This window comes from Nocardia rosealba, from assembly GCF_020216065.1.
Classification (GTDB): domain Bacteria; phylum Actinomycetota; class Actinomycetes; order Mycobacteriales; family Mycobacteriaceae; genus Nocardia; species Nocardia rosealba.
This window is the reverse complement of sequence record NZ_JAIWNA010000006.1, coordinates 169,950-193,733: the sequence shown is the minus strand read 5'-3', so window position 1 is coordinate 193,733 and position 23,784 is coordinate 169,950. Positions and strand designations below refer to the sequence as shown.

22 protein-coding genes and 1 pseudogene are annotated in these 23,784 nt (G+C 66.4%); 8 read left to right on the top strand and 15 right to left on the bottom strand.

Going from position 1 to position 23,784, the window contains the following annotated elements; genetic code table 11:
* Nucleotides 1-69 precede the first annotated feature (69 nt).
* The 4 genes from LDL21_RS22115 to LDL21_RS22100 form a co-directional block, all read right to left on the bottom strand.
* A complete protein-coding gene (locus LDL21_RS22115) occupies nt 70-1,188 on the bottom strand; it encodes an NAD(P)H-dependent flavin oxidoreductase (RefSeq protein WP_067497251.1) in 1,119 nt (372 codons plus the stop codon).
* A 44-nt stretch (nt 1,189-1,232) separates the two neighbouring features.
* On the bottom strand, nt 1,233-2,582 hold the full coding sequence (locus LDL21_RS22110) for a WS/DGAT/MGAT family O-acyltransferase (protein WP_225281590.1): 1,350 nt from the start codon (nt 2,580-2,582) through the stop codon (nt 1,233-1,235).
* 250 nt (nt 2,583-2,832) lie between these two features.
* A complete protein-coding gene (locus LDL21_RS22105; RefSeq protein ID WP_225281589.1) occupies nt 2,833-3,702 on the bottom strand; it encodes a hypothetical protein in 870 nt (289 codons plus the stop codon).
* 136 nt (nt 3,703-3,838) lie between these two features.
* Nucleotides 3,839-5,509 carry a cutinase family protein gene (locus tag LDL21_RS22100; protein ID WP_225281588.1) on the bottom strand — a complete coding sequence of 557 codons (1,671 nt, stop codon included), beginning with the start codon at nt 5,507-5,509 and terminating at the stop codon, nt 3,839-3,841.
* A 234-nt stretch (nt 5,510-5,743) separates the two neighbouring features.
* On the opposite strand from LDL21_RS22100, the gene LDL21_RS22095 reads away from it, so the two are divergent.
* The gene (locus tag LDL21_RS22095) at nt 5,744-6,445 is read left to right on the top strand and encodes a VTT domain-containing protein (RefSeq protein ID WP_181698592.1); all 702 of its coding nucleotides are present in this window, start codon (nt 5,744-5,746) and stop codon (nt 6,443-6,445) included.
* Between the two features lie 43 nt (nt 6,446-6,488).
* Here LDL21_RS22095 and LDL21_RS22090 read toward each other — a convergent pair whose 3' ends face one another.
* Nucleotides 6,489-7,244 carry an alpha/beta fold hydrolase gene (locus LDL21_RS22090; protein ID WP_225281587.1) on the bottom strand — a complete coding sequence of 252 codons (756 nt, stop codon included), beginning with the start codon at nt 7,242-7,244 and terminating at the stop codon, nt 6,489-6,491.
* A gap of 236 nt (nt 7,245-7,480) precedes the next feature.
* Between LDL21_RS22090 and LDL21_RS22085 the strand changes: the two genes are divergently transcribed.
* Together LDL21_RS22085 and LDL21_RS22080 are read left to right on the top strand one after the other, a co-directional pair.
* Nucleotides 7,481-7,957, top strand: coding sequence for a DUF1772 domain-containing protein (locus LDL21_RS22085; RefSeq protein WP_181698594.1), 477 nt, complete (start codon nt 7,481-7,483; stop codon nt 7,955-7,957).
* Nucleotides 7,958-7,996: 39 nt separating this feature from the next.
* A pseudogene (locus tag LDL21_RS22080) lies at nt 7,997-8,518 on the top strand (anthrone oxygenase family protein); the annotation flags it as partial.
* Nucleotides 8,519-8,602: 84 nt separating this feature from the next.
* On the opposite strand, the gene dnaB reads toward LDL21_RS22080, so the two are convergent.
* The 5 genes from dnaB to rpsF all read right to left on the bottom strand — a co-directional run bounded on the left by dnaB (nt 8,603) and on the right by rpsF (nt 12,256).
* A complete protein-coding gene (gene dnaB / locus LDL21_RS22075; RefSeq protein ID WP_157105125.1) occupies nt 8,603-9,985 on the bottom strand; it encodes a replicative DNA helicase in 1,383 nt (460 codons plus the stop codon).
* Between the two features lie 588 nt (nt 9,986-10,573).
* The gene (rplI, locus tag LDL21_RS22070; protein WP_225281586.1) at nt 10,574-11,026 is read right to left on the bottom strand and encodes a 50S ribosomal protein L9; all 453 of its coding nucleotides are present in this window, start codon (nt 11,024-11,026) and stop codon (nt 10,574-10,576) included.
* Nucleotides 11,027-11,043: 17 nt separating this feature from the next.
* Entirely contained in the window at nt 11,044-11,295 is a 252-nt protein-coding gene (gene rpsR / locus LDL21_RS22065) for a 30S ribosomal protein S18 (protein WP_067497238.1), read from the bottom strand.
* A 32-nt stretch (nt 11,296-11,327) separates the two neighbouring features.
* Nucleotides 11,328-11,885, bottom strand: coding sequence for a single-stranded DNA-binding protein (locus LDL21_RS22060; RefSeq protein WP_067497236.1), 558 nt, complete (start codon nt 11,883-11,885; stop codon nt 11,328-11,330).
* An 83-nt stretch (nt 11,886-11,968) separates the two neighbouring features.
* Nucleotides 11,969-12,256, bottom strand: a complete 288-nt coding sequence (gene rpsF, locus LDL21_RS22055; protein ID WP_181698616.1) for a 30S ribosomal protein S6 — start codon at nt 12,254-12,256, stop codon at nt 11,969-11,971.
* A gap of 171 nt (nt 12,257-12,427) precedes the next feature.
* Here rpsF and LDL21_RS22050 point away from each other — a divergent pair, with 171 nt between their 5' ends.
* Entirely contained in the window at nt 12,428-13,801 is a 1,374-nt protein-coding gene (locus LDL21_RS22050) for a glycosyltransferase family 87 protein (RefSeq protein WP_225281585.1), read from the top strand.
* Nucleotides 13,802-13,855: 54 nt separating this feature from the next.
* On the opposite strand, the gene LDL21_RS22045 is transcribed toward LDL21_RS22050, so the two are convergent.
* The gene (locus LDL21_RS22045) at nt 13,856-14,962 is read right to left on the bottom strand and encodes a DUF475 domain-containing protein (RefSeq protein ID WP_181698599.1); all 1,107 of its coding nucleotides are present in this window, start codon (nt 14,960-14,962) and stop codon (nt 13,856-13,858) included.
* A gap of 69 nt (nt 14,963-15,031) precedes the next feature.
* Nucleotides 15,032-15,607 (bottom strand): TerD family protein, encoded by a 576-nt coding sequence (locus tag LDL21_RS22040; RefSeq protein WP_067497229.1) that lies wholly within the window; start codon nt 15,605-15,607, stop codon nt 15,032-15,034.
* A 191-nt stretch (nt 15,608-15,798) separates the two neighbouring features.
* Between LDL21_RS22040 and LDL21_RS22035 the strand changes: the two genes are divergently transcribed.
* Genes LDL21_RS22035 through LDL21_RS22020 form a run of 4 tightly spaced genes read left to right on the top strand, consistent with a single transcriptional unit; the run spans nt 15,799 to nt 21,642 of the window.
* Nucleotides 15,799-17,016, top strand: coding sequence for a hypothetical protein (locus LDL21_RS22035; RefSeq protein WP_225281584.1), 1,218 nt, complete (start codon nt 15,799-15,801; stop codon nt 17,014-17,016).
* A gap of 44 nt (nt 17,017-17,060) precedes the next feature.
* Nucleotides 17,061-18,272, top strand: a complete 1,212-nt coding sequence (locus tag LDL21_RS22030) for an HpcH/HpaI aldolase/citrate lyase family protein (protein WP_181698600.1) — start codon at nt 17,061-17,063, stop codon at nt 18,270-18,272.
* The gene (locus LDL21_RS22025; protein ID WP_225281583.1) at nt 18,269-20,818 is read left to right on the top strand and encodes a phosphoribosyltransferase; all 2,550 of its coding nucleotides are present in this window, start codon (nt 18,269-18,271) and stop codon (nt 20,816-20,818) included. The genes LDL21_RS22030 and LDL21_RS22025 overlap by 4 nt, the downstream gene beginning before the upstream one ends.
* Nucleotides 20,815-21,642, top strand: coding sequence for an HAD family hydrolase (locus tag LDL21_RS22020; protein WP_443678051.1), 828 nt, complete (start codon nt 20,815-20,817; stop codon nt 21,640-21,642). The genes LDL21_RS22025 and LDL21_RS22020 overlap by 4 nt, the downstream gene beginning before the upstream one ends.
* Here LDL21_RS22020 and LDL21_RS22015 read toward each other — a convergent pair.
* Genes LDL21_RS22015 through LDL21_RS22005 form a run of 3 tightly spaced genes read right to left on the bottom strand, consistent with a single transcriptional unit; the run spans nt 21,639 to nt 23,737 of the window.
* Nucleotides 21,639-22,400, bottom strand: coding sequence for an AIM24 family protein (locus LDL21_RS22015; protein ID WP_181698602.1), 762 nt, complete (start codon nt 22,398-22,400; stop codon nt 21,639-21,641). The two genes, LDL21_RS22020 and LDL21_RS22015, sit on opposite strands and share 4 nt — an antisense overlap.
* 3 nt (nt 22,401-22,403) lie before the next feature.
* On the bottom strand, nt 22,404-23,102 hold the full coding sequence (locus tag LDL21_RS22010; RefSeq protein ID WP_225281582.1) for an AIM24 family protein: 699 nt from the start codon (nt 23,100-23,102) through the stop codon (nt 22,404-22,406).
* Between the two features lie 11 nt (nt 23,103-23,113).
* Nucleotides 23,114-23,737: an AIM24 family protein gene (locus tag LDL21_RS22005; RefSeq protein ID WP_067497217.1), complete on the bottom strand. Its 624-nt coding sequence runs from the start codon at nt 23,735-23,737 to the stop codon at nt 23,114-23,116.
* Nucleotides 23,738-23,784: the final 47 nt, after the last annotated feature.

The window sequence follows — 23,784 nt, the reverse complement described above, 5'->3', positions numbered from 1 at the left end:
TACCGCGAGTCTAGGCGAGCAGTGCCGCTGACACGGTGTGGCGCCGGCAACCTACCGGCATCCGGACGGTCAGGAGTTGAGAGTGCTGAGCCGATCGCACGCGGTGACGTATTCGTTCACCAGTCGCTCGATCACGTCGGCACTGCGCTCCACCTTGTTCATCATGCCGACCACCTGGCCCACCGGATTGAAGTTCACGTCCTTGGCGGCCTCGGGGTAGCGGTGTCCGCGCTTGACGCCGTCGAGGGCCACCATCATCTGCAGCGGCATCGGCAGCGGGTCGGGAGTGTCGGTCGATTCCCAGGCGTCGGTCCAGTCGTTGCGCAGCATGCGGCACGGCTTGCCCGTCCACGACCGCGAGCGGATGGTGGAGTGGCTGTCGGCCTCGAGGTAGGTCTCCATCTGCGCGGGTGGCACATTGGCCTCCTCGACGGTGAGCCACAGCGAGCCCGTCCACGCACCCGCCGCGCCCATCGCCAGCGCCGCCGCGACCTGCGCGCCGTTGCCGATACCACCGGCCGCCAGCACCGGCGTGTCGCCGATCGCCTCGATCACCTGCGGCCACAGCACCAGCGAGGACACCTCGCCGCAGTGCCCGCCGCCCTCGGTGCCCTGGCACACCACGAAGTCCAGGCCCGCGGCCTTGTGGTTCATCGCGTGCTTCACCGAACCGCACAGCGCGCCGATCACCCGGCCGGAGTCCTGGATGCGCTTGATGACATCGTCGGGCGGGGTGCCGAGTGCGTTGGCGACGAGCTTGGCCTTGGGGTGGTTCAGGATGACGTCGACCTGCGGGCCGGCGGTGGTCGCGGTCCAGCCGAGCAGCTCGTTGTGGTGTTCGCCGTCGGGCAGCGGCGGCACGTTGTGGTCGGAGAGGATCTGCTGGGCGAAGTCGCGATGGCCCTGCGGAACCATCTGCGCCAGTTGCTTTTCCAGCTGCTCGGGGGTCAGGCCGTCGACACCCTTGCCCTCGTACTTCGAGGGGATCACCAGGTCGACGCCGTAGATGCCGTTGACGTGTTCATCGAGCCAAGCCAGCTCCACCTCGAGCTGTTCGGCGGTGAAGCCGACCGCGCCGAGCACCCCGAGTCCGCCCGCATTGCTCACCGCCGCCACGACGTCGCGGCAGTGGGTGAAGGCGAAGATCGGGAATTCGATGCCGAGCTGTTCGCAGAATTCGGTACGCATACCGAACTGTAACACGTTCTAGTTTGGTGGAGAATGCCCAATTTCTAGAGCGCCGCGTCCTCCAGTGCCGACAGCGAATCCTCCAGGTGGTCGAGCAATCGATGCAGGTCGGGCAGGGTGCGACGGCAGCCGACCAGGCCGAAATCGAGGTTGTCGGCATTGGAGGTGAGGGTGATGTTCACGGCCTGGCTGTCCAGTGGGATGGAGAGCGGGAAGACCGCGTCCAGCCGCGCGCCGTTCCAGTACATCGATTCGCGCGGACCGGGCACATTGGAGATGACGATGTTGAACGGCGGCGCCGTCATCGACGCGAAGCCCGGGAGCAGCATCGCCGCCATCGGGCTCACCACCGCCCCGGACACGGCGAGCGTCTGCAATGGGCCGAGACCGTGATACACCTGCTTGTTGCGCCGCATCGAATCGCTCACCACCCGAAGGCGTTCGGCCGGGTCCTCGATATCGGTACCGAGATTGCACAGCAGCGCAGCCACTTTCACGCCCTGCGTGTCGAGGTCGTCCTCGTCGCGCAACGACACCGGAACCATCGCGATCAGCGGCTTGTCCGGTAAGGCGTTGTGCTCCAGCAGGTATGCGCGCAGCGCGCCGGCCGACATCGCGAGCACCACATCGTTGAGGGTGGTGCCGGTCGCCTTCTTCACCTGCTTGAGCCGGTCCATCGACCAGCTGCGCACCGCGCACTTGCGGGCGCCGCCGATCGGCACGTTGAGCAGGGTGCGCGGCGCCTCGAACGGGAGGGTGAGCTGCTGCTCGAGCAGCCCGGTCCTGGTGGCTTTCAGCAGCGCGGCCGCCGATGAACTCGCCGACGACAGCGCGCCGAGCAGTCCCGTCTTCGGCTGCGCGGTCCGCGGCGTGCGCTCCTTGCGCGGCAGGTTCCACGGAACCGTCACCTCGGTGGCGAACGGGTCGGTGGTGAGGGTGCGCTGCATGATCCGCTGGGCGGAGACCCCGTCGATCAACGCGTGGTGCATCTTCGCGTACAACGCGAAGCGGCCGTCGGCCAGACCTTCGATGAAATGCATCTCCCACATCGGGCGGTGCCGGTCGAGCAGCGCGCTGTGCAGGGTCGAGACGTGGTCGAGCAGCTGGTCCATCCCGCCGGGCGCGGGCAGTGCGCTGTGCTGCAGGTGATAATCCAGGTCGACCTCGTCGTCCTGGGTCCACGCCAGCTGCGGAGCACCAAGCCAGGTGGCGGGCCGCCTGCTGAAGGTGGGCCGAACGGTGTTGTCGGCCAGTAGCGTTTCGCGCAGTTCGCGAAGATAGTCGGGCCCGGCATCCTCGGGCGGTTCGAACAGTTGCAGTGACCCGACGTGCATCGGGTGTTCCCGAGATTCCGCGAGCAAGAACAGCGCATCCAACGGCGCTATGAGATCCATGCGAGATCGCCCCCTGACGACAGGTGATGGCAAAGATTTCAGATGATCGACCACGCTGTCGGGTACGGCACCCCTGCGTGCCGTATGTATCCACGCTACCCGGTGGTACGGGTGACGTCAGCCGAACGTCGCGACCCTGCCGAACTTCCACAGCGCACCACTGCTTCACCTCGTACTGGAAAACAGCGCTCCGGACGAGCACACCGAGCCGCGAATCAGTGCGCCCGTCGGTCTCGCATGCGAGGACGGATCAGGCCCTGACCGTTTCGGCTTCGCGCGGGTCGGCCGCGTCGCGCGGATCGTTGTCCAGTGCTTCGGTCGGGTGCGGTGATTCCGCGATCGGCTGAGTCTCGGTGACCTGTTCGGGTTGGGCCTGGGGGTCAGCGGATTGCGGTGGCACGGAAGGTTGCTGCTCCTGCTCCACGGACTCGGCTGCGTCGGAATGGGCTGTCGGCGACTGGGTTTCGGCAACCACGCGAGCAGGTGCCGGAGCCGGTTCCGCGCCTACGGTTTTCGAGGCGATCTCGATCCCGAGCTCGATCCGGGTGGTCTCCACCAGCGCCCGCTCCTGCTCGGCCGCATGCCGCATCGCCTTCTGCCACAGCGACGCCATCTCCTCGAGCTCCTCGACCGTCGCCTCCACATCGATGTGGAGCTTCAGGCGCTGCATGGTGATGTGCTGGGCGACGGTGAGCGTGCGCAACAGGTCTTCACACTTGTTGGGGATGCGGCGATGGGCAACCACCCGCAACCGAGTGAGCATCCCGCTCGGGCCACCCCAGATCAGCTTGTGGATCTGCGCGCCCGCATTGTCGATCTCCTCGGTCGTCAGCAGTTCCCAATCGCCACAGCTGGCCAGATCGGCCCGCACCGACGCCGAGGTCTCCAGGATCGAAGCGACCGCGGCGAGCACGGCCTCGCGCCGCCACGCCTCGTGATCGCGTTGGTCACCGACCATGTTCGACAGCTCGACATGGCGTTGCGCGGCGTCGAGCGCCTGCCTGCCACGCTCGTCGGCCGCCGCGAGTGCATCGCGGTGGGTTCGGTTGTTGGCGATCACGCCGACCAGAACTGCGCCGGCGACGGGGAGCGAGCCGAGGAGTGGGAGCCACTGAGTCACCCGCCGATCATTGCACCGAGGCCCGTCACAGTCACCATGATCGGCGCGTCGGACCGCGATGTCGGTGCTTTCCCGGCGGGCGCGGACACGAAAAACCCGGTGCGACACGAGGTCACACCGGGTTCTTCGGCGTCGATCAGTTCGTCGCGGTGGTGGACGGCGCGACAGTGGTGCTCGGCGCGACCGTTGTGGTCGGAGCCACCGTTGTGCTCGGCGCGGGCGCCTGGGTGGTGGTTTCCGGGGCGGCGGCCTGGTTGGTCGCCGGCTCTTCGGTGGTGGTCGGCGGGGCCGTCGTGGTGGACGGTGCGACGGTCGACGATTCGACGGTGGTCGACGGCTTCGACGTGCTGGTCGCCGCCTTCGACGTGCTCGACGTGGGCTCGGCGGTCTTCGACGTGCTCGGCGCCGCCGAGGTGGTCGTGGTCGCAGGCTTGGTCGGCGCGGCGAGCGCGGCCGTCACATCGGAGTCCTCCGGAGCCGACTTCGCGTCGACCGTCTCGCCCGCCTGCGCCTGCTTGGCCAGGTGTGTCAGCCAGGCGGCGGCGTACTCCGCCGAGGTCAGCGGCTTACCGTTGGCCGCATCGGAATCGCGCCAGTAGTCGAAGTGATGACCGGTGCCGTTGGGGCCGAGGGTGAGCTGGTACGGATCGCTCAGCGCCACCGGGATGGTGTTCTGGTTCGTCACGATCAGCCCGACGATCTCGTTGAACACCTTCTGCGGCAGGTACGCCAGCGGCGAGATCTTCTCGGCCGCAATCGTGTCCGCCTTCGCCGGCGCCTTCGTCACACCCGGCTTGTAATCCGGGTCCGACACCTTCAGCAGCACATCGAGGAAGGTTTCGTCGCTGGCCATCCAATTGGGGTTCGCGGCGATATCGGAGAAGGCGGCCATCGCGATCCGGCCCAGGGTGAACGCCATGTCCTGGCCCGTCGCCGGGGTGAGACCGTCGCGCTGCAGATCGTCGACATTGATCTGCCTGCCCACGTTGGCGGCCAGTTGCAGCAGCGAAATGTTCTCCGGCGCGGCGCAAGTCAGGTCGCCCTCGGAGCAGAACGAGGCGATCTTGCCGTTGAGGGCGCCGAAGTCGCCGCCCGTGGTGACGCCCTTGCCCGAGATCGGCTTCGTGCCGTCCTGGTACTTCTGGTCGAAACCGTCCGGGTTGGCGAAGGGGTCCTCGGCGCCGATGAACGGGCCCTCACCCGCCCCGCGACCGGCATCGGCGAACATCACCACGCCGAGCACGTCGTCGGGATCGACCACTCCGTAGCCGTCCGCCGGGTCGTCGTTGCCGATGCCCTCGGCGACGCGGCGAACCACGTCGGCGCCCTCGCTGTAGCCGACGATGGAGAACTTGGTGTCCGGGCAGGCCGCGGAGATCTCCCGCATCACGCGCTGGGTGTTGGCGACACCCGCGTTCACCGCGTCCTCGTAGGTCGACATGTCCGCCGGGTACGCGATGTACACCGCCGCGTACTCGCCTTCGGCCAGATCGTCACGTGGCGCGTTCACCACCGGGTCGACCCACACACTGCTGTGGTCGCCCGACAGCGCGGCGGGCAGCGGGTTGCCGTTGGCGTCGAGCAGCATGGCGGTGGTGCCCTCGACCGGGGTGTCGTTGCGACCGGCCACCGAGATGGTCACCATCTCGCGGCACTCGGTCACCGATGTGGTGAGGGTGTATTCGGGGGAGGCGGGCTTCGATGTCACCGCGAACGACGCGGCGACGATGGCCGCGACCCCCAACGCCGCAGGCGCGGCAACAGCAGAAGCGATGCGATGTTTCGCGAGAAACGCACGCAGATTCATATGTTGATCCCGTTCGAACGACCTACAGGTGGGCAGGCCCCCCGACGGGCCGCATGTCACGAACCATGTCGCCCCCACCTGCAAGATCGTTACTGCGGCGTACGGGGCCGTATGCCGCTATGTCCGTGGTCATGCGGGCTCGCTATCGTGGTGAGGGTGGTGGCGCGGCCCGGGTGATAGCGTCCGAATGGAACAATTACGACGTGAACCGACCCGTCATCCCCAGGTAGGACTATGACCTCGCACCTCCCGGCCGACACCGTGCACCTCGCGCTGCTGCCCGGCTTCCTCGACCCGGTGAACCTGCTCAACTCCTTCGGCACCTGGATGCTCGCCGGGCTGCTGCTGGTGGTGTTCATCGAGTCCGGTTTGCTGTTCCCGCTGCTGCCCGGCGATTCCCTGCTGTTCACCGCCGGGTTGATCGCGGCGTCGAAGTCGACCGAGATCGAACCGTTCGCGCCGATCGGGGTGCTGCTCGTGCTGATCCCCGTCGCCGCGATCCTCGGCGACCAGGTCGGGTACGTGATCGGTGCGCGCGGTGGGACCGCGTTGTTCAAGAGCAACGACGCCCGGTTCTTCAAGAAGCGCTATATCGACGAATCCCACGAATTCTTCGAAAAGCACGGACCGATCACCATCGTGCTCGCCCGCTTCGTCCCGATCGTGCGCACCTTCGCGCCCGTCGTGGCAGGCGCGTCGGCCATGCGATACCGGACTTTCGCGCTCTACAACGTGATCGGCGGTGTTGCGTGGGGCGCGGGCGTCACCTACCTCGGTTACCTGCTCGGGCAGATCGCCGTGGTCCGCGACAATGTCGACCTGATCTTCCTGCTCATCGTCGCCGTCTCCGTGCTGCCGATCGTCGTCGAGGTGGTCAAGCGGATGCGCCGCAAGGGTTCTCCCGACGACGACCCCACCGAGCGCGTCAACTCCTGACCGGCCCGGCCGGGAAGTCTGTCGCTTCCCGGCCCCGCCGGCCTCATCCGGCGATTTCGCGCACCGAATCCGCGATCGCCCGGAAATCCTTCCGCAGGATCGCACCGTGATTGCTCGGCACCTTCGCCCCGAGCTCGATGTTCTCGTTGCGGGCGACAGCCGAATCCAACCCCTTGCGGATCTTCTCCTGCTCGTCCTTCTTGCTGCCGAACGACGTTCCCGAAGCGATCACATACCGCACCGGAACTGTGATCGCGTCCAGCACCGGACCCAGCGCACTCTCCCGCGAGAGTTTCCCGAGCTCGATATTGCTCTCGGCCTGCTCGGCCGCTGACAACCGCGGCGTCAACCCCGTCGGCCGCAGCAACGGCATCACCCAGTTCAACCGTTTGAACAGTTTCCGGATGCGCTGCTCCATCGCGTCATCGAGCCAGTCGTAGGGAAACGCGCCGTCCACGAGCACCGCCCCGATGGTCCGCTCCGGATTCCGTTGCGCCCAATGCGCTCCCACGACCGCGCCATAGGACCACGCCACGACAATGGCCCGCTCCACACCCCTGGCCGCGAGCACCGCATCCACATCCCGCACCGCCGCCTCGAACGAGTAGTCCTTGGACGTCTTGGACTTCCGCCCGCGCCCCCGCTCGTCGAAAGTGATGTGCCGGAAGCCGTCACCCAGTTCGGCAATGGTCTTCTTCCAGTAACCCTGGGTAGCGAACTGCCCGTTCAGGTAGATCACCGGAATACCGTCGCCACCGGTGTCGGTCACGGCCAACGCGGTGTCGTCCACCTCGACCATGCCGCTCCACGCATTACCCCGATTTGTTCCCTGAGCAGTCATCACTCTTGCCTTCCAGTTCGTTCTCGCCGTTACGAGAACCACTGTCACGCCACCTCCTGACACCGCCCTGACACCCGACCTACACGCCCGCTGACACGGGGGCGTCCGCCGTTTCCAAGTCCGCTCCTAGTGCCTTCCAAACCCCGGCGCGCATTCTCGGACATACGAGAAAGCCCCAGGAAGGGAAGCCGAAAATGCTTGTTGTCACCGGCCAGATCATTGCCACCGTCGCCGTACTCGCCAATGCCGTCGTCTACGGCACCGATGTCTGCGGGGCGGTGATCATGCGGTCGGTCTACCGGAAGCTCGACGACGCGACCGTGACGGTGAGTGCGGGGTGGGGGCATTACTACGGCGACAAACGGATGCCGGTCGTCGGTGCGGGCGGCATCGTCACCGCCGTGCTCACCCTGCTGATCGCGCTGCTCGCCGGCCAACTCGGCGCTGCCGTGGCGGCGGGTCTCGCGGTAGCCGCGCTACTCACCTGGCTCGCCCTCTACGTGCGCATCGCCAAGCCGATCAACTCCCGGCAGACCGCCGCCGCACTGAGCGGCATCATCCCCGCCGATGCCCGTGCACTGCAGGACAAGTGGGACAGCATCCTGAAATACCGGGTAACCCTGCAGTTCACCGCCATCGCCGCCCTGTGCACCGCACTGATCCTGTTCTGATCCGCATCCACCCCGACCGGATCATCTCCTGGTGCATCGATGGCGACCCCTTCGACTTCACCAATCGCGCAGCCTGGCTGTAGATATCTTCTGGGTAAGCGCACCGCCGAAAACGTTGCGTCCCTTTGCTCCGAAAGTCGTGACCCGATAAAATTCGCACTGCTGCGCGCGCTCGCCTTGCTCGCCACCGGCCTACTCGTCGGCGCCTTCGGTTACGGCGCCGCGAATCTGATCCCGACGTTCCACCGGGTGCCGCTACAGATGCGCCTCGAATTCCACACCGAGCTGATGCGCAACAACAGCATCAGCATGCAACTCACCATGGCCGTGGCCGCACTGAGCTGCCTCGTCCTCGCCGTGGTGTCAGCCCACCGCGAACGTCTACTCGCCGCTGCGGCAACAGTCTTCGTGATCGGCTCGTTCCTGATCACCCGCCTCGGCAACGTGCCGATCAACCACCGGATCAACGACTGGGCGCGCAACGGCGTCTCCGCCGACTACACCACCCTGCTCACCCGCTGGGACATCTTCCACTTCCTGCGCACCGGCACAGCATTGGTTGCGTTCGTGCTGATCATCACGCTGGTAGTGGCGGTGCCGGGGAAAGCGGTAGATCGGTGCGCGCGACGGCTCTCCGCGCACCGATCAGCCGCGGGCCATATCCACGAACCGGCTCAGATGCAGCTGGTGCGCAACGGTGATGGTGGCTGTCGGACCGTTACGGTGCTTGCCGACGATGAGGTCTGCCTCGCCACCGCGTGGGTCGTCACGTTCGAAGGCGTCCGGGCGGTGCAGCAGGATGACCATGTCGGCGTCCTGCTCGAGCGAGCCGGACTCGCGGAGGTCGGACACCATGGGGCGCTTGTCGGTTCGCTGTTCCGGACCACGGTTCAGCTGGGAGATCGCGATCACGGGAACTTCGAGTTCCTTGGCCAGCAGCTTGAGGTGACGCGAGAATTCCGAAACTTCCTGCTGCCGGGACTCGACCTTCTTCCCCGAGCTCATCAGCTGCAGGTAGTCCACCACAACGAGTTTCAGGTCATGACGCTGCTTGAGCCGCCGCGCCTTCGCCCGAATCTCCATCATGGTCAAGTTCGGCGAATCATCCACGAACAGCGGCGCCTCACTGATCTCACTCATCCGCCGTGCGAGCTTCGTCCAGTCGTCATCACTCATCCGACCCGAACGCATATCGCCCAGCTTGATCTTCGCCTCGGCCGAGAGCAGACGCATCACAATCTCGGTCCGGCTCATTTCGAGCGAGAAAATAACACTGGCCATGCCGTGCTTGATCGAGCAACTACGCATGAAATCCATTCCCAGGGTCGATTTGCCGACGCCAGGCCTGGCCGCGACGATGATCATCTGACCCGGGTGTAGACCGTTGGTGAGCTCGTCCAGTTCGGTGAAGCCCGTGGGGACGCCGAGGGAGATTCCGCCTCGGGAGGCGATGGAGTCGATTTCGTCCATCGTCGGCTGGAGGAGTTCTTCGAGGGGGGTGAAGTCCTCGGTGGTGCGGCGTTCGGTGACCTCGTAGATCTCGGCCTGGGCGCGGTCGACGACCTCGGCGACGTCCTGGCCGTCGGCGCCCGCGTAGCCGAACTGGACGATGCGGGTGCCCGCTTCGACCAGGCGGCGCAGGATGGCCTTCTCGGCCACGATTTCGGCATAGAAGCCGGCATTGGCGGCGGTGGGGACGGTCTGGGTGAGGGTGACCAGGTAGGCGGGGCCGCCGATGCGTTTCAGTTCGCCACGACGGTCGAGGCCCGCGGCGACGGTGACGGGGTCGGCAGGTTCGCCGCGGCCGTACAGGTCGAGGATGGTGTCGTAGACGGCCTGGTGGGCGGGGCGGTAGAAGTCGCCGGGACGCAGCACCTCCACCACGTCGGCGATGGCGTCCTTGCTGAGCAGCATGCCGCCGAGGACGGACTGTTCGGCAGCCATGTCGTGCGGGGGCTGACGGCCGAAGTCCTCGCCCGGGGGCTCGGGTGGAAACTCGGTATGCGCGCGGTCACCGGTGGTAGTCACCAGAATCGACCGTCCTCTCTGCCCGCAGAACCGGGGGTTTCACATCGATGTACTCGTTGTACTCCCGGGCACCGACACGAGTGCCAGCAATCGGTTCCCTGCACGATTCCCGGGGTCACGTGCGAGGCGATGCGATGAACCTAGGCGACGTTTTCGAGCCACGCCAAACCGACATGTGCACACAACTGTGGATAACTTGGGGGTAGTTCACCTGTTGTTGTGCAGCCCCTGTGGAAAACGTGGGGAAAACCCAGGTCAGTGCGGTAGAACGCCCTGATAGATCGCCCTTTACCAGACTCCGGCCCTGTGGATTAAAGAAGTTGCGGCGTGTCGTCCAACGTGAACAACCGGGCGTGTTGGGTAAACAGCGGGCGTTCACGTTATGACCGGAGTCACAATTCTGCCGGTCGGTTTCCTCGGTAATCCACAGGCTGAATAACAGGAGGTCAGGCAGTTGCCGACTGTGGGCCGGGTTACCCGACCACAATGAACCCGAATCCCGGCTACTCGCCAGCTATCGGAGAAGATCCCTCGACAAGGGCAGCAGAAACCACCCCCGTGACAACACGGGGGTGGTTTCCGGCGAAACTAGTTCGCAGCGACCTCGAGGTCGAACTTGGCAACCACATCGGGGTGCAGGTGCACCGCGATGCCGTGCTTGCCGGTCGCCTTGATGTGCGACTTCGGCAGCTCGATGCTGCGCTTGTCGACCACGGGGCCACCGGCGGCCTTGATGGCCGAAGCCACGTCGGCGGTGGTGACCGAACCGAACAGCTTGCCGCTGTCGGCGGTCTTCACGGTCAGCGAGACACCGGTCAGGCCCTCGATGGCCTGCTTGAGCTCGTTGGCGTGATCCAGGTCGCGCACCTTGCGGGCGTCCTGGGCGCGGCGGATGCCGTCGACCTGCTTCTGGGCGCCACGGGTGGCCTGGATGGCCAGACCGCGGGGCAGCAGGAAGTTGCGGCCGTAGCCGTCCTTGACCTCGACAAGGTCGCCGGGGGCGCCGAGATTGTCGACATCAGCAGTGAGGATGAGCTTCATCTGTCCGACTCCCTTTCTCAGCGAGCAGTCGACACGTAAGGCAGCAGAGCCACCTCACGCGAGTTCTTGACGGCAACGGCGATGTCACGCTGGTGCTGCACGCAGTTGCCGGTGACGCGGCGGGCGCGGATCTTGCCGCGATCGCTGACGTACTTACGCAGCAGCGTGGTGTCCTTGTAATCGATATTGACGATTCCGGACTTGCTTTCCTTGCAGAAAGCGCAGGCCTTCTTCTTCAGTACCTTTTCGCGCGCGGGCGCTTTAGGCATGGTTTTCTCTCCGTACTATGAGTGCCGTTCGATCAGAACGGCGGTTCGTCATCCATGCGGCCGCCGCCCCCGAAGGAGCCGGCCGCGGGCGCGCTACCCCACGGGTCGTCGTCGCCGGCATTACCTGCCGGGCGTCCGCCGCCACTGTTGGCGTTGTAGCCGCCTGCGCTTGCACCACCACCGGCATTACCGGAACCACCACCGAAGCCACCGCCTCCGCCACCACGACCGGCCTTGGAGACCTTCGCGGTCGCGTACCGCAGCGACGGGCCGACCTCGTCGACCTCGAGCTCGACGACCGTGCGCTTCTCACCCTCGCGGGTTTCGTAGGAGCGCTGCTTGAGCCGTCCGCTCACGATCACGCGAGCGCCTCGGGTCAGGCTTTCGGCGACGTTCTCCGCTGCTTCGCGCCAGATGTTGCAGCGCAGAAACAGTGCCTCGCCGTCTTTCCATTCGTTCGAATTGCGATCGAACACACGGGGAGTCGAAGCGACGGTGAAATTAGCCACCGCTGCGCCCGCGGGCGTGAAACGAAGCTCGGGGTCTGCCGTCAAGTTTCCGATGACGGTGATGACCGTGTCGCCTGCCATGGGGTTCCTCCTGCTCGGGGTGCAGTCCACATCTCGGGATTTGCGCTGAGCCTAAAGCCAGGCTCCGACACAAAAGATGTGAACTACTTGTCGTTGCGCAGAACCTTGGTGCGCAGCACCGTCTCGTTCAGGCCCAGCTGGCGGTCGAGCTCGCTCACGGTGGCCGGGGTCGCGGTCAGGTTGACGATCGCGTAGATGCCTTCGGCCTGCTTGGCGATTTCGTAGGCGAGCCGGCGGCGGCCCCAGATGTCGACCTTGTCGAGCTTGCCGCCCTCGGTCTTCACGACCGAGAACAGAGTATCCAGGGACTGCCCGACGATGCGCTCGTCCAGGCTGGGGTCGAGGATGACCATCACTTCATATTGACGCACGGACCAATCACCTCCTGTGGACTGGTAAACGGCCACGGACTTTCCGTGGCAGGAGGGTTCGTTGCGTCAGCAACCCGACAAGGCTACATGAGCCGCTGAGTGGAATCGAAACCGGTCGGCGCGGCGGGTGATCGCCGGGCTCCGGCGCCGGTTCCGCTTAATGTGGTCGACATGACCACGGCCGTACCGCAGCAGCATTCGGCACGCCGTGCGGCGACAGCCACGGCGCTGACCTTCCTGATCGTGCTGTTGTGCGGGCTCACCCTCGCCCTGGCGTATGCGAACAAGGCCCGGTGCGCGGGCGGCGCGATCGACGAATCGGGCCGCAGCCTGGTCTTCGAGGAGCGCAAGGACACCGCTGTCTGTTATTCGGATATCCAGTTCCTCTGGCTTGGCCGCGATATCGACAATCACGTTTTCCCGTACGTCGACGGTGCCATCACCGACGACGGCGCGCTCACCGGCGGCGCCGTCGAGTACCCCGTGCTGAGCGGCCTGCTGATGTGGGCTGGCGCGATCGGCGCGACCAACGACGCCGACTTCCTGTGGCATTCGGCGCTGCTGCTCACCCCGTTCGCCCTGCTCACCGCCTGGATGCTGGCGCGAATGGCAGGTCCGGCCGCGCTGCTGTGGGCGATCGGCCCGCCGCTGGTGCTCTACGCCTTCCACAACTGGGAACTGCCGGTGGTGTGCACGGCGGTGGCGGCGGTCTATGTGACGACGATGCTGACCGGTCTGTCCGTGCGGACAAGGGGAATCATCGCCGGGGTACTGCTCGCGCTCGGTTTCTGCCTCAAGATCTATCCCGGAATCTTCGTGCTGCCCTTGGCCTTCTACGTTCTCACCGAGGGTGCGCCGCGCGACGGGCGCCGGTTGCGCGAACTCGATGTGGCAGGCGCGTCGCAGACATTGCTCGCGGCGATGGCGACGGTGGTCGCGGTGAATCTGCCGTTCGTGGTCGCGGGGGTGGAAGGGTGGCGGGCCTCGATCACCTTCCAGCAGATGCGTCAGGCCGACATCACGACCAATTCGATCTGGTACTGGGGTCATCAGGCGTTGTTCGGCCGGACCGCCGACACCTCGCAGAGCTGGCACACCATGGTCTCGGTGGTCTCACCGCTGCTGATCTTCGCGTCGTTCGCCCTTGCCCTGTGGCTCGGTTACCGGCGCTGGACCCCGGCCTCGGCGTTCCCCTGGGTGGGCGTGAGCGGCGCGATGCTCGCCGGTTTCCTGCTTTTCCACAAGGTGCACTCACCCCAATACACCCTGTGGATAATTCCGTTCCTCGTGCTGCTCGAGGTGCCGTGGACACTCGTCGCGGGCTACCTGGTCGCCGACATCGCGGTCGGCGTCGGCGTCTTCCGCTACTTCGCGGCGATGGGCGAGGGGAAGAACGTGCACCTCATGGAAGGCATCGTCCAGTTCGGTGTCTGGACACGGATCGCCCTGCTCATCATCCTGTTCTTCGTGTTCCTGCGGGCCGGCCCACGCCGCACCGACCAGCGCGTCACCGGACAGCTCCGGCGCGAACTGCAACCGGCCTGAGAAACGACAACGGCGGCGGATCCGTCGAGGATCCGCCGCCGCAGGTCACCGCATCTAGACCGACGCGGGTTCCTTGCTGTCTTCGATCGCGTCCGGCTCCGCCTTGCGGTTGCGGATGATCGAGCTGATCAGCGCCGCGCCGATGAACGCCACACCGATCAGGCCGGTGATGAGCTCGTCGACGTGCACGCCGATCGAGACCAGCAGGATCGTGGCCAGCGCGCCGATCGCCCAGTGGGCGCCGTGCTCGAGGTACACGTAGTCCGCCAGCGTGCCCTGGCGGACCAGGTACACCGTGATCGATCGGACGAACATCGCGCCGATCAGGCCGAGGCCGAGCGCGATGATGATCGGGTCGGAGGTGATGGCGAACGCGCCGATCACACCGTCGAACGAGAACGAGGCATCGAGCACCTCGAGGTAGAGGAACAGGAAGAACGCGGCCTTACCGGTGGCCTTGACCAGCGTGGACGGGCCACCCTGCGGGCCTTCCTCGAGCTCCTCGGTGTGGAACATCGAGCCGAGACCGTCGACGAGGATGTAGGTGATCATGCCGAGCAGGCCGGCGATGAGCACGGTCGAACGCTTGTCGTCGGCGGCGAGGAACTCCGCGACCAGCACCAGGCCGGTGCCCGCGACGACGACGGAGAGCATGTCGAGCTTGCCCGCCTTCGCCAGCGGCTTCTCCAGCCAGCTCAGCCAGGTGATCTCGCGCTCTTCGAAGATGAAGTTCAGGAACAGCAGTGCGAGGAACATGCCACCGAAGGCCGCGATCTGCGGATGCGCGTCGGTGAGCAGCTTCTCGTAGCTGGGGCTGCCGTCGGGGAACTCGAGGGCATCGTTGGCCGGCGGGTTCAGCGCCAGGTCGAAGGCCTCGACCGGGTTCAGTCCGGCGGTGGCCCACACGATGGCGAGCGGGAACACCAGACGCATACCGAACACGGCGATGAGGATGCCGACGGTCAGGAAGATCCGCTGCCAGAATTCGCTCATCCGTTCCAGCACGGTGGCGTTGATGACGGCGTTGTCGAACGACAGCGACACCTCGAGGATGCCGAGGATCGCACACAGTGCGAGGGCGGTCAGACCACCGTAGAGGTAGGCCACGACCAGCGAGAGCACCGTGATGACGATGGACAGGCCGAAGATGCGCGTTATCACGCGGAGGGACCTTTCTGTGTCACACGAGCAGGGGGCCCGAAACCTGGAGCCCCCTGCTCATGATGATGACTAGACGTTGACGCCGTAGTCGCGGGCGATACCGGCCAGACCGGAGGCGTAGCCCTGACCGATGGCGCGGAACTTCCATTCGGCACCGTTACGGTACAGCTCACCGAAGACCATAGCCGTCTCGGTGGAAGCGTCCTCGGACAGGTCGTAGCGGGCGAGCTCGGTGCCGTTGGCGCGGTCGACAACGCGGATGTAGGCGTTGCGCACCTGGCCGAACGACTGCTGACGGGTCTCCGCGTCGTAGATCGAGACCGGGAAGAAGATGCTCTCGATGGTCGGCGGGGTGTTGGCCAGGTCGACGTTGATGACCTCGTCGTCGCCCTCGCCCTCACCGGTGGTGTTGTCGCCGGCGTGCTCGATCGCGCCTTCGGGGGACTTCAGGTTGTTGAAGAACACGAAGTGCTTGTCGGACACGACCTTCTTGTCGGCGCCGGTCGCGATGGCGCTGGCGTCGAGGTCGAAGTCGGTGCCGGTGGTGGTGCGCACGTCCCAGCCGAGGCCGACCGCGACCGCGGTCAGGTTCGGGGCCTCTTTGGTCAGCGAGACATTGCCGCCCTTGGACAGACTGACACCCATGCGGGAATCCCTTCGGTTAGTCCGGTGTGTCGTTTCCCAGCATGTCCGAATCGCCGGGTACCGCTACGACAGTAATAGGTTTCGGCGAACTTGCGTAGGAACAGCCGAGAGCCCTGGTAGCGATGGGGAATCTCCTACGATCGGGTCAGCGGGCGGGTGACCGCTGCGTGGTTCGGAAAGGGGATACGCCGGTGACACCTCGCAGACGCGGATGGTTCAGGTCGGGGCCGGACAATGCCTGGATCAGTGGGGCGCGGGCCGCGACGGCCGCCGCCTTCCTCGATATGGATCGCAGGCAGACGGCAGCGGAGGCGGGTGTGGCGGCGAGCGAGCAGGTGTTCCCCGAGCGTCACATCGGCGCGGTATGGGAACCGGTGCGTGCGCGGTGCTATGCCGCGTCGGGCGCCTATCTGAGTTTCACCGACGAACTCGACAGCGCCGAGGCCGCGGGGACCGCCATCGCCGACGGCCCGGCCAGGGCCGACGCGCTGGTCCGCGAACTCGCCGACGCCGCGCGCGGGGTCGACGAGTTCTATCACGCGCACCGGGCCGGACTCGAGCACGCGGTGAGCGTGCGGGCCTCGGTGCCGCAGTTGCTGGCGCAGGTGCGGGGCGAGGCCGAGCAGGAGCTCGCCGCGGCCGAGTCGTCGGAGTACGCCTCCTACCCCTCGGTGACCGTCGGCGTGCGGAAATTGAGTGAGGCACTGGTCACAGCGGCGGGTGTCGATCCGGGTACTGCTGTGGCGGCCGCGCGGGAGGTCGCGACGGAGGTGCGCCAGGCGTGCGTGGAATTGCGGGAAGCGTTGGCGCAGGCACCATCTCGGGCCAATGCCGCGACCAACGCGATCGCCTCGGTGACCACCCGGCTGGCGGCCGTGCGCAACCGCGCCGACGCGCTCGGCCCCGCGTACTCGGCGTTGCTGCGCGAATTCAACGCTGCGAGTTCGGCGGATCTGACCAACAATGAACGCGAAAGCCGGCGCGGTATCGAGGCCGCGGACGCGGCGCTGGTACGCGCGCGTGTCGCGGCTGCCGACCGCGACCCGGAGACCGCCCTTGACCTGACAGCGACCGCGCGCGAACACCTCGCCGAGTCCGAACAGCTCGTCGACGCCGTCACCCGGCGGCTCGAACTGTTGCGCCAGGTGCGTGCGGACCCCGAAGCGCAGCTGCGCACCGTACGATTCCGGCTGCGGGACGCGCAGATGCTCGCCGTCGATCGAGGGCTGGTCGGCGAGTGGGGTTCGGTGCTCGACGCGCAAGCCGAACGCCTCGATCGCATGACGGCCGGACTGACGGGTCGTCATCCAGACTATTGGGCGTATGTTTCTGAACTGCGAACCGTCGCGGAGTTCATCGCCGGAGTGGTCGATCGCATGCGAAAAACCGTAGGAACCGACAGCACTTAGGACCGCACACGACATGACACGGGTCGACGAATGAGGTGGGGGGAATGACCGCAGGCTACGCCATCGCACCGGAGGTGAACCTGCGAAAGCAGGTGCCGCTGCGCCACTTCCACAATTTGCAGGGCCCGCGCAGCCGTGAGTTGTTCCTGGTGGAACCGGAACCGATTCCGGGAACCGCCGACCGCGAACTGCTCGCCACCGCGCTCGGCGCCACCCTGTACGTGCCCGCGACCCGTCCCGATCTGGCCGCGACCATCCTGCGTCGCGCCGCGCGCGGGGTGTGCTCGATGGTGATCGACCTCGAGGACGCCGTGGCCGACCATCAGGTCGACGCCGCGAAGGAACACGCGGTCGCCACCCTCGACCTGCTCGCCGGTGTCGCCGACCCGGTGCCGATGCTGTTCGTCCGGGTGCGGGACGTGCAGACTGTCACCGAATTGGCCGACCGGCTCGGCCCGGGCGCCGACATGCTCACCGGTTTCGTCTTCCCCAAGTTCGACGCCGTCACCGGGCCCGCCTACCTGGCCGCGCTCGACGCGGCCGGTGACCGCCTCGGCCGCCCCGTCTACGGCATGCCGGTGCTGGAATCGGCGAACCTCGTGCATCGCCAGACCCGCGACGAACAGCTCTCGCGCATCGCCGAGCTGCTCGCCGAGCATCGGGACCGGTTGCTCGCGGTGCGCATCGGCGCCACCGACATGTGCTCGACCTTCGGTATCCGCCGCGACCGCGATCTCACCATCTACGACGTGCGGGTGATCGCCGACGTGATCGCCGACATCGTCAACTACCTCGGCCGCGCCGACGGCACCGGGTTCATCATCACCGGCCCGGTGTGGGAGTACTTCGCCGACCACGAACGCATGTTCCGCCCGCTGCTGCGCACCGCCCCGTTCGAGGAATCCGACGCGGTGCCGTTCCGTCAGTACCTGGTGAGCCGCGACCTCGACGGGTTGCTGCGCGAGATCACCCTCGACCGCGCCAACGGCATCCAGGGCAAAACGGTGATCCACCCGTCGCACGTGGCCGCCGTGCACGCGCTGTCGGTGGTGACGCACGAGGAATACGCCGACGCGCTGCACATCATGGAGGCCGATGTCGGCGGGGTGGCGGCCTCCGAGTACCGCAACAAGATGAACGAGATGCGTCCCCATCGCAGTTGGGCCCGCCAGACGCTGGTCCGGGCTCGTGCGTTCGGGGTGGCGAACAAGGGAGTGTCCTTCGTGGATCTGCTGACAGCGATGGTTGCCGAATGACCGCGGTGAGCACGATCGAAATACCTTGGGCTACCCGGCATCTCGGGATCCGCCTGCACCACGGGGAGGCTTTCTCCGCCGACGTATCGGGTGCGCTGCCCCGCGACCTGGCGATCGGTGAATTGGTGCGTCCGGGGCTGCGCCGGAATCCGCGTCGCGCGCATCTGCTGGTCTCGACCGTGCTCGGCAAACACCTGCCGACCGACCCGCACGTGGTGATCGGGGCGGGCGACCGTCTGGCCGACCTGGTCGCCGACAAGCTCGGCGGGCGGGAGGCTGTGGTCCTCGGATTCGCGGAAACGGCAACAGGTCTCGGGCACTGCGTGGCCGCGCACCTCGACGCGGGGTGCTACCTGCATTCCACCCGTCGACACGAATCGCGTGCCACCACGCTCACCGGTTTCGAAGAGGGGCATTCCCATGCCACCTCGCACCTGCTGCAACCGGCACCGGCCGACATCTTCGCCAATGATCTGCCGCTGGTCCTCGTGGACGACGAAATCTCCACCGGCGATACGGCTATCGATGCCGTGCGGGCCCTGCACGAGTTCGCACCGCGTTCGCACTACGTGCTGGCCTCGCTGGTCGACTTGCGGACCGCCGCCGACCGGGAAAAGTTCGAGAAGTTCGCCGCCGAGCTCGGTGCGCGTATCGATACCGTCTGTCTGGCAACAGGTCTGGTCGATCTGCCCAACGGTCTGGTCGACGCGGTCGCGGCGCTGCCCGAGCCGCGACTCAATCCTGAAGCGGCTGAGCCCGGTTCGTACAGCCGACTCGAACTCACCTGGCCGAACGATGTTCCCGAGGGCGGACGCCATGGTGTCCTGCGCGTCGACGCCCCGGCTTTCGGTGCCGCGCTCGACGATGTCGTCGACGAGGTACGCGCACGGCTGGACGCCGAGTTCGCCGGACGGCCGGTGATCGTGCTCGGCCACGAGGAACTCATGTACATGCCGGTCCGCCTGGCTGCCGGACTGGCCGACGCGGGCATCCCCGCTCGCTTCCAAACCACCACTCGCTCACCGGCTTACGTCCTCGACGAACCCGGATACCCCCTGCGCAGAGGTTTTCGCTTCACCGCCCCCGAACCCGACCCGACCGCACAGCGCTACCTCTACAACGCGCAGTGGGACGGTGAGAACCCAGTTCTGCTGGTCGTCATCGACCCACCCGCCGACACCGCGGAACTCGTCGCACCGGGTGGATTGGTAGATGTACTCACGACATCCGGCGCGGATGTGCTGGTCGCCGTTGTCCCGGGGGCCGACCCTCGCGTGCTGAACTCCTCGCGCACTGCGCAGGTATCGGACGAGGGTACGCAAGCAGGGGATGGGCTGATCCGGGCCACGAACGGCGCACCGGGCAGTGCCGCCGGCCGGGACGAGCTGGTGGCCCCAGATCACGAGCCCGTGGAGGCGCGGGCGTTCCCGGCGCCACTGCACGGCCCGGATTTCGGCTCCTACGCGCGCGAAGACGTGTCGTGGCTGCTCAAGGATCTCTCCGATGTCGACCTGGAAGCCGATGTGGCCGAACGGGAACGGCGCATCCAGGCGGGCAAGGCTCATTACGCCGAGTCACTGCCGGTGGAGTATCAGCCCGACGCCGCCTACCGCGAACTCTTCGATCGGGTGCTCGCCGACAGCGCCGAGCGGCTCGCCCTTGCCGTGGCGACGGTGGCCGAACTTGTCGTCGCCGAACGTGGCGAGAACATCGTGCTGGTGTCGCTGGCGCGCGCGGGGACACCGATCGGTGTGCTGATGCGGCGCTGGCTCGTGAGCGGGATCGGGCGTCCGGCCCTCGACGCACCGCATTACGCGGTGTCCATCGTCCGCGACCGCGGCATCGACTCGGTCGCCCTGGATTACCTTGCTCACCACCATGATCCGTCCACGATCGTGTTCGTCGACGGCTGGACCGGCAAGGGTGCCATCACCCACGAACTCACAGCCGCCCTCGACGCCTATCACGCGGCGGGCGGCGCCAGGTTCGACGACGAACTCGTCGTGCTGGCCGACCCGGCCAACTGCGTGCGAACCTTCGGTACCCGTGACGATTTCCTCATCGCCTCGGCCTGCCTGAATTCGACTGTCTCCGGCCTCGTTTCACGCACGGTCCTGAACGAGAAGCTGATCGGCCCGCGTGACTTCCACGGCGCCAAGTTCTATCGCGAACTGGCCGCCGACGACGTGTCGAACAAACTGATCGACACCGTCACCGCCGCCTTCGAATCCATTCGCGACAAGGTGCCCGCCGCCGTCGCCGCGATGCGGGATTCCGATCGAACACCCGACTGGTCGGGCTGGGCGTCGGTGGAGAAGGTGCGTGCCGAATACGGCATCAGCACAGTGAATTACGTGAAGCCCGGCGTCGGCGAGACCACCCGGGTGCTGCTGCGCCGCGTACCGTGGCGGGTGCTGGTACGGGAAGCCGACGCACCCGAGCACGCCCACATCCGCCTGCTCGCCGCCGCACGCAATGTCCCGGTGGAGGTGGTGCCGGATCTGGCCTACTCCTGCATGGGCCTGATCAAGGAGCTATCGCAGTGACCGCCCTGTTCGCCACCGACCTGGATCGCACGATGATCTTCTCGCGCAACGCCTGCCACGGCGCGGACAGTGTCGAGAAGGAATGCGTCGAGTACTACGAGGGCGAACCCCTGTCCTATATGACCACCACCGCGATCGCCCGTTTGCGCGAGCTGGCCGCGAACGCGCCGGTGATCCCGACGACCACCCGCACCATCGAACAGTTCCAGCGCATCGAATTGCCCGGTGCGCCGTGGCGTTTCGCCATCACGAGCAACGGCGGCAATATCCTCGTCGACGGCATTCCCGACCCGGCGTGGCGGTTGTCCATCGACGATCAGGTCAACGCCACCGGCGCGACCTTGGCTGCCGTCGGCGCCGAGTTACGTTCGCGGATCAGCGATTCCTGGGTCACCAAGTATCGCGAGGCCGACGAATTGTTCTGCTACCTGGTCGTCCGCCCCGAGGCGGTCCCGGCGGGCTTCCTCGCCGAATGGGACACCTGGTGTCGCGCCAACGGCTGGTCGGCCTCCCAGCAGGGCCGCAAGATCTACACCATGCCCGACGCGGTCTGCAAGAGCCTCGCCGTCGCCGAAGTCCGTCGCCGCCTCACCGAATCCGGCGAATTACCCGACGGCGCGCGACTGTTCGCCGCAGGCGACGGCGCCCTCGACGCGAAAATGCTCGAATCCGCCGACGCCGCCATCCGCCCCCGCCACGGCGAACTCGAAGAACTCGCCTACACCGCCCCCAACCTCACCGTCACCACCACCGCTGGCATCCTGGCGGGCGTGGAAATCCTCGACTGGTTCCACGCCGCCCTGCCCGTCGCGGATCCGGTCTAGTACTGCTGCTGACCGGCGAGTTTCTGGGTGACGACGGCCTGGATGCGTTGCAGGCCGCCCACGCTCACGCCGCTCTGCAACTGGCCCTCGATGGTGCGGACCAGGGCGTTGTCGCTCATCACCTTCTCCGAGGACTGGATGAGGACGGTGCCCGCGCCGGTGAAGTCGAACTGGCGTTCCTCGCCGGAGGTGGCGCCCATCGCGGCCGCGCCCGCCGACAGGAAACCGGTGATCCAGCCCTGGTCGTAGTGGTGACTCGGGGACGGGCAGTCGGCCCAGCCGACCAGCGCCTCGGGGTCCACCCGCAGCGGGGGTTCGGCGAACATCACCGGTCCGTTGGACGAGGCGAGGAACTTGCCGGTGCCGATGAGGGTGAGGAAGCCGGGCACGATCGACTGTTTCAGCGCCAGGCCAGGTTCGAACGCGAGCAGGTTGGCGCCGCGGATCGTGAGGTTGCCGTCCTCGAGATCGTAGGAATTGATGTCGTAACCCCGGTCGCCGATGATGAGCTTGCCGTGGCCCTCGGCCACCACGTACTCACCGGCGAACAGCGGCGCCGAGAACTGGCTGCTCACCATTTGGGTGAGGTGGCCCTGCAGACCGTGCGTGAGCAGCTGGAAATTGATCTGGCCGTAGTAGGCGATCATGGCGCCCTTGCGCATGAACCACGGCCCGGTCAGATCGATGCAATAGGCGTAGCTGTTGTTCGGAATATTGTCGCTGGCACCGAGATTCGCGGGGGAGAGGATTTCGCTCATGACTCACAACTTCTCTTCGGAGGCCTGCACATACACGACACCCTGACCGTGGCAATGCAATTGCATCGCCTCGCCCGATCCGCGACCCACCGCGTCGCGCCAGCTCATCGCCGCCTTCAATTCGGTCTGCACGTTGCCGTACGCAGCGACGAATGCCTGCGGGTCGACGACCACCGGATTCGGCCCGCCCACTTGCAATTCCAGGAAGCCGCCGTGCGCCAGCAGCGCGGCCGAACCTTGACCGCTCAGTTGCGTGGTGAACATGCCCTGCCCGGTCGCCACACCCGCGGCGGCCCCGCGCAGCGCACCCATCAGGCCGCCACCGCCACCACCACCGGAACTGGCCACCGACACCACCGAGGCCTGCAACCCGGCGGTGTTCGCCAGCAGCCGCGAGGCCTCCACCCGCAACACCGCACCGGGCTGCATCTGCACCACGTGCACCTCGAGCCCGGCGAATCCGTAATGGACGGAACCGTTTCCACGAGCCAGCATCGTTCGTTCGTGTTCGCCCGCGATCATGGCCCCCGCCATGCGCATCAGCCCACCACCGCCGCCCATGCCGCCACCCGCGCCGGGAATCTGGTGCGGGGAGAACTGCACCTGACCGGTGTAGAACAGCATCGCGCCGGTGCGCCCGACCACCCCGCCCGCCTGGGCGACGTCGACCTTGACGACCTTGCTGTTGACCTTCTCGAACATCGTCGCTTCCCTTACCGTTCCGCGGGCTGGATCAGCACAACGCCCTGGCCGTCCCACCGCAGCGAGAACGCCTCGCCCGCGTCCTGGCCGACCATCGTGCGCCAGGAGACGTCGGTGACGAACGACTGGTTGAGATTGCCGCGCGCCGCGACGAACGCATCGGGGTCGACGATCAGCGGGTACTGCGGCGACACCTCGAGGTGGATCAGCGGCCCACCGGCCGACAGCAGCGCCACCTGGCCCTGACCGCTCACCGTTGTGGTGAAAAGGCCACTGCCCGAAGACATCCCGCCGACGCCGGCGAACCGCACGTCGGTGCGCAGATTGCCCGCGAAGGCCAGCAACTGCTGCGACTCGACCTGCAACGTGTCGTTGTTCAGGTTCACCACGGTGACGTTCTGGCCGTTGACCGCGAAGAACACCCGGCCGTTGCCGGTGCACTCCATCAACGACAGCTTCTCGCCGGTGGCGCGGCGCTTGAGACCGTTGAGCACGCCCTCGCCGCCGCCGAAACCCGCCGATTTGAACTGCACATTGCCCTCGTAGGCAACCATCGAGCCCGCGATCGCGCGGATACTGGTCCCCGCGAGATGTGCCTCGATCACTTTCTTCGATTGTTCGAACAACTGCGCCATTCCTGGCCCCTTTGTAAGGCGGGTGCGACGCCCCGTTCCGACAGCGA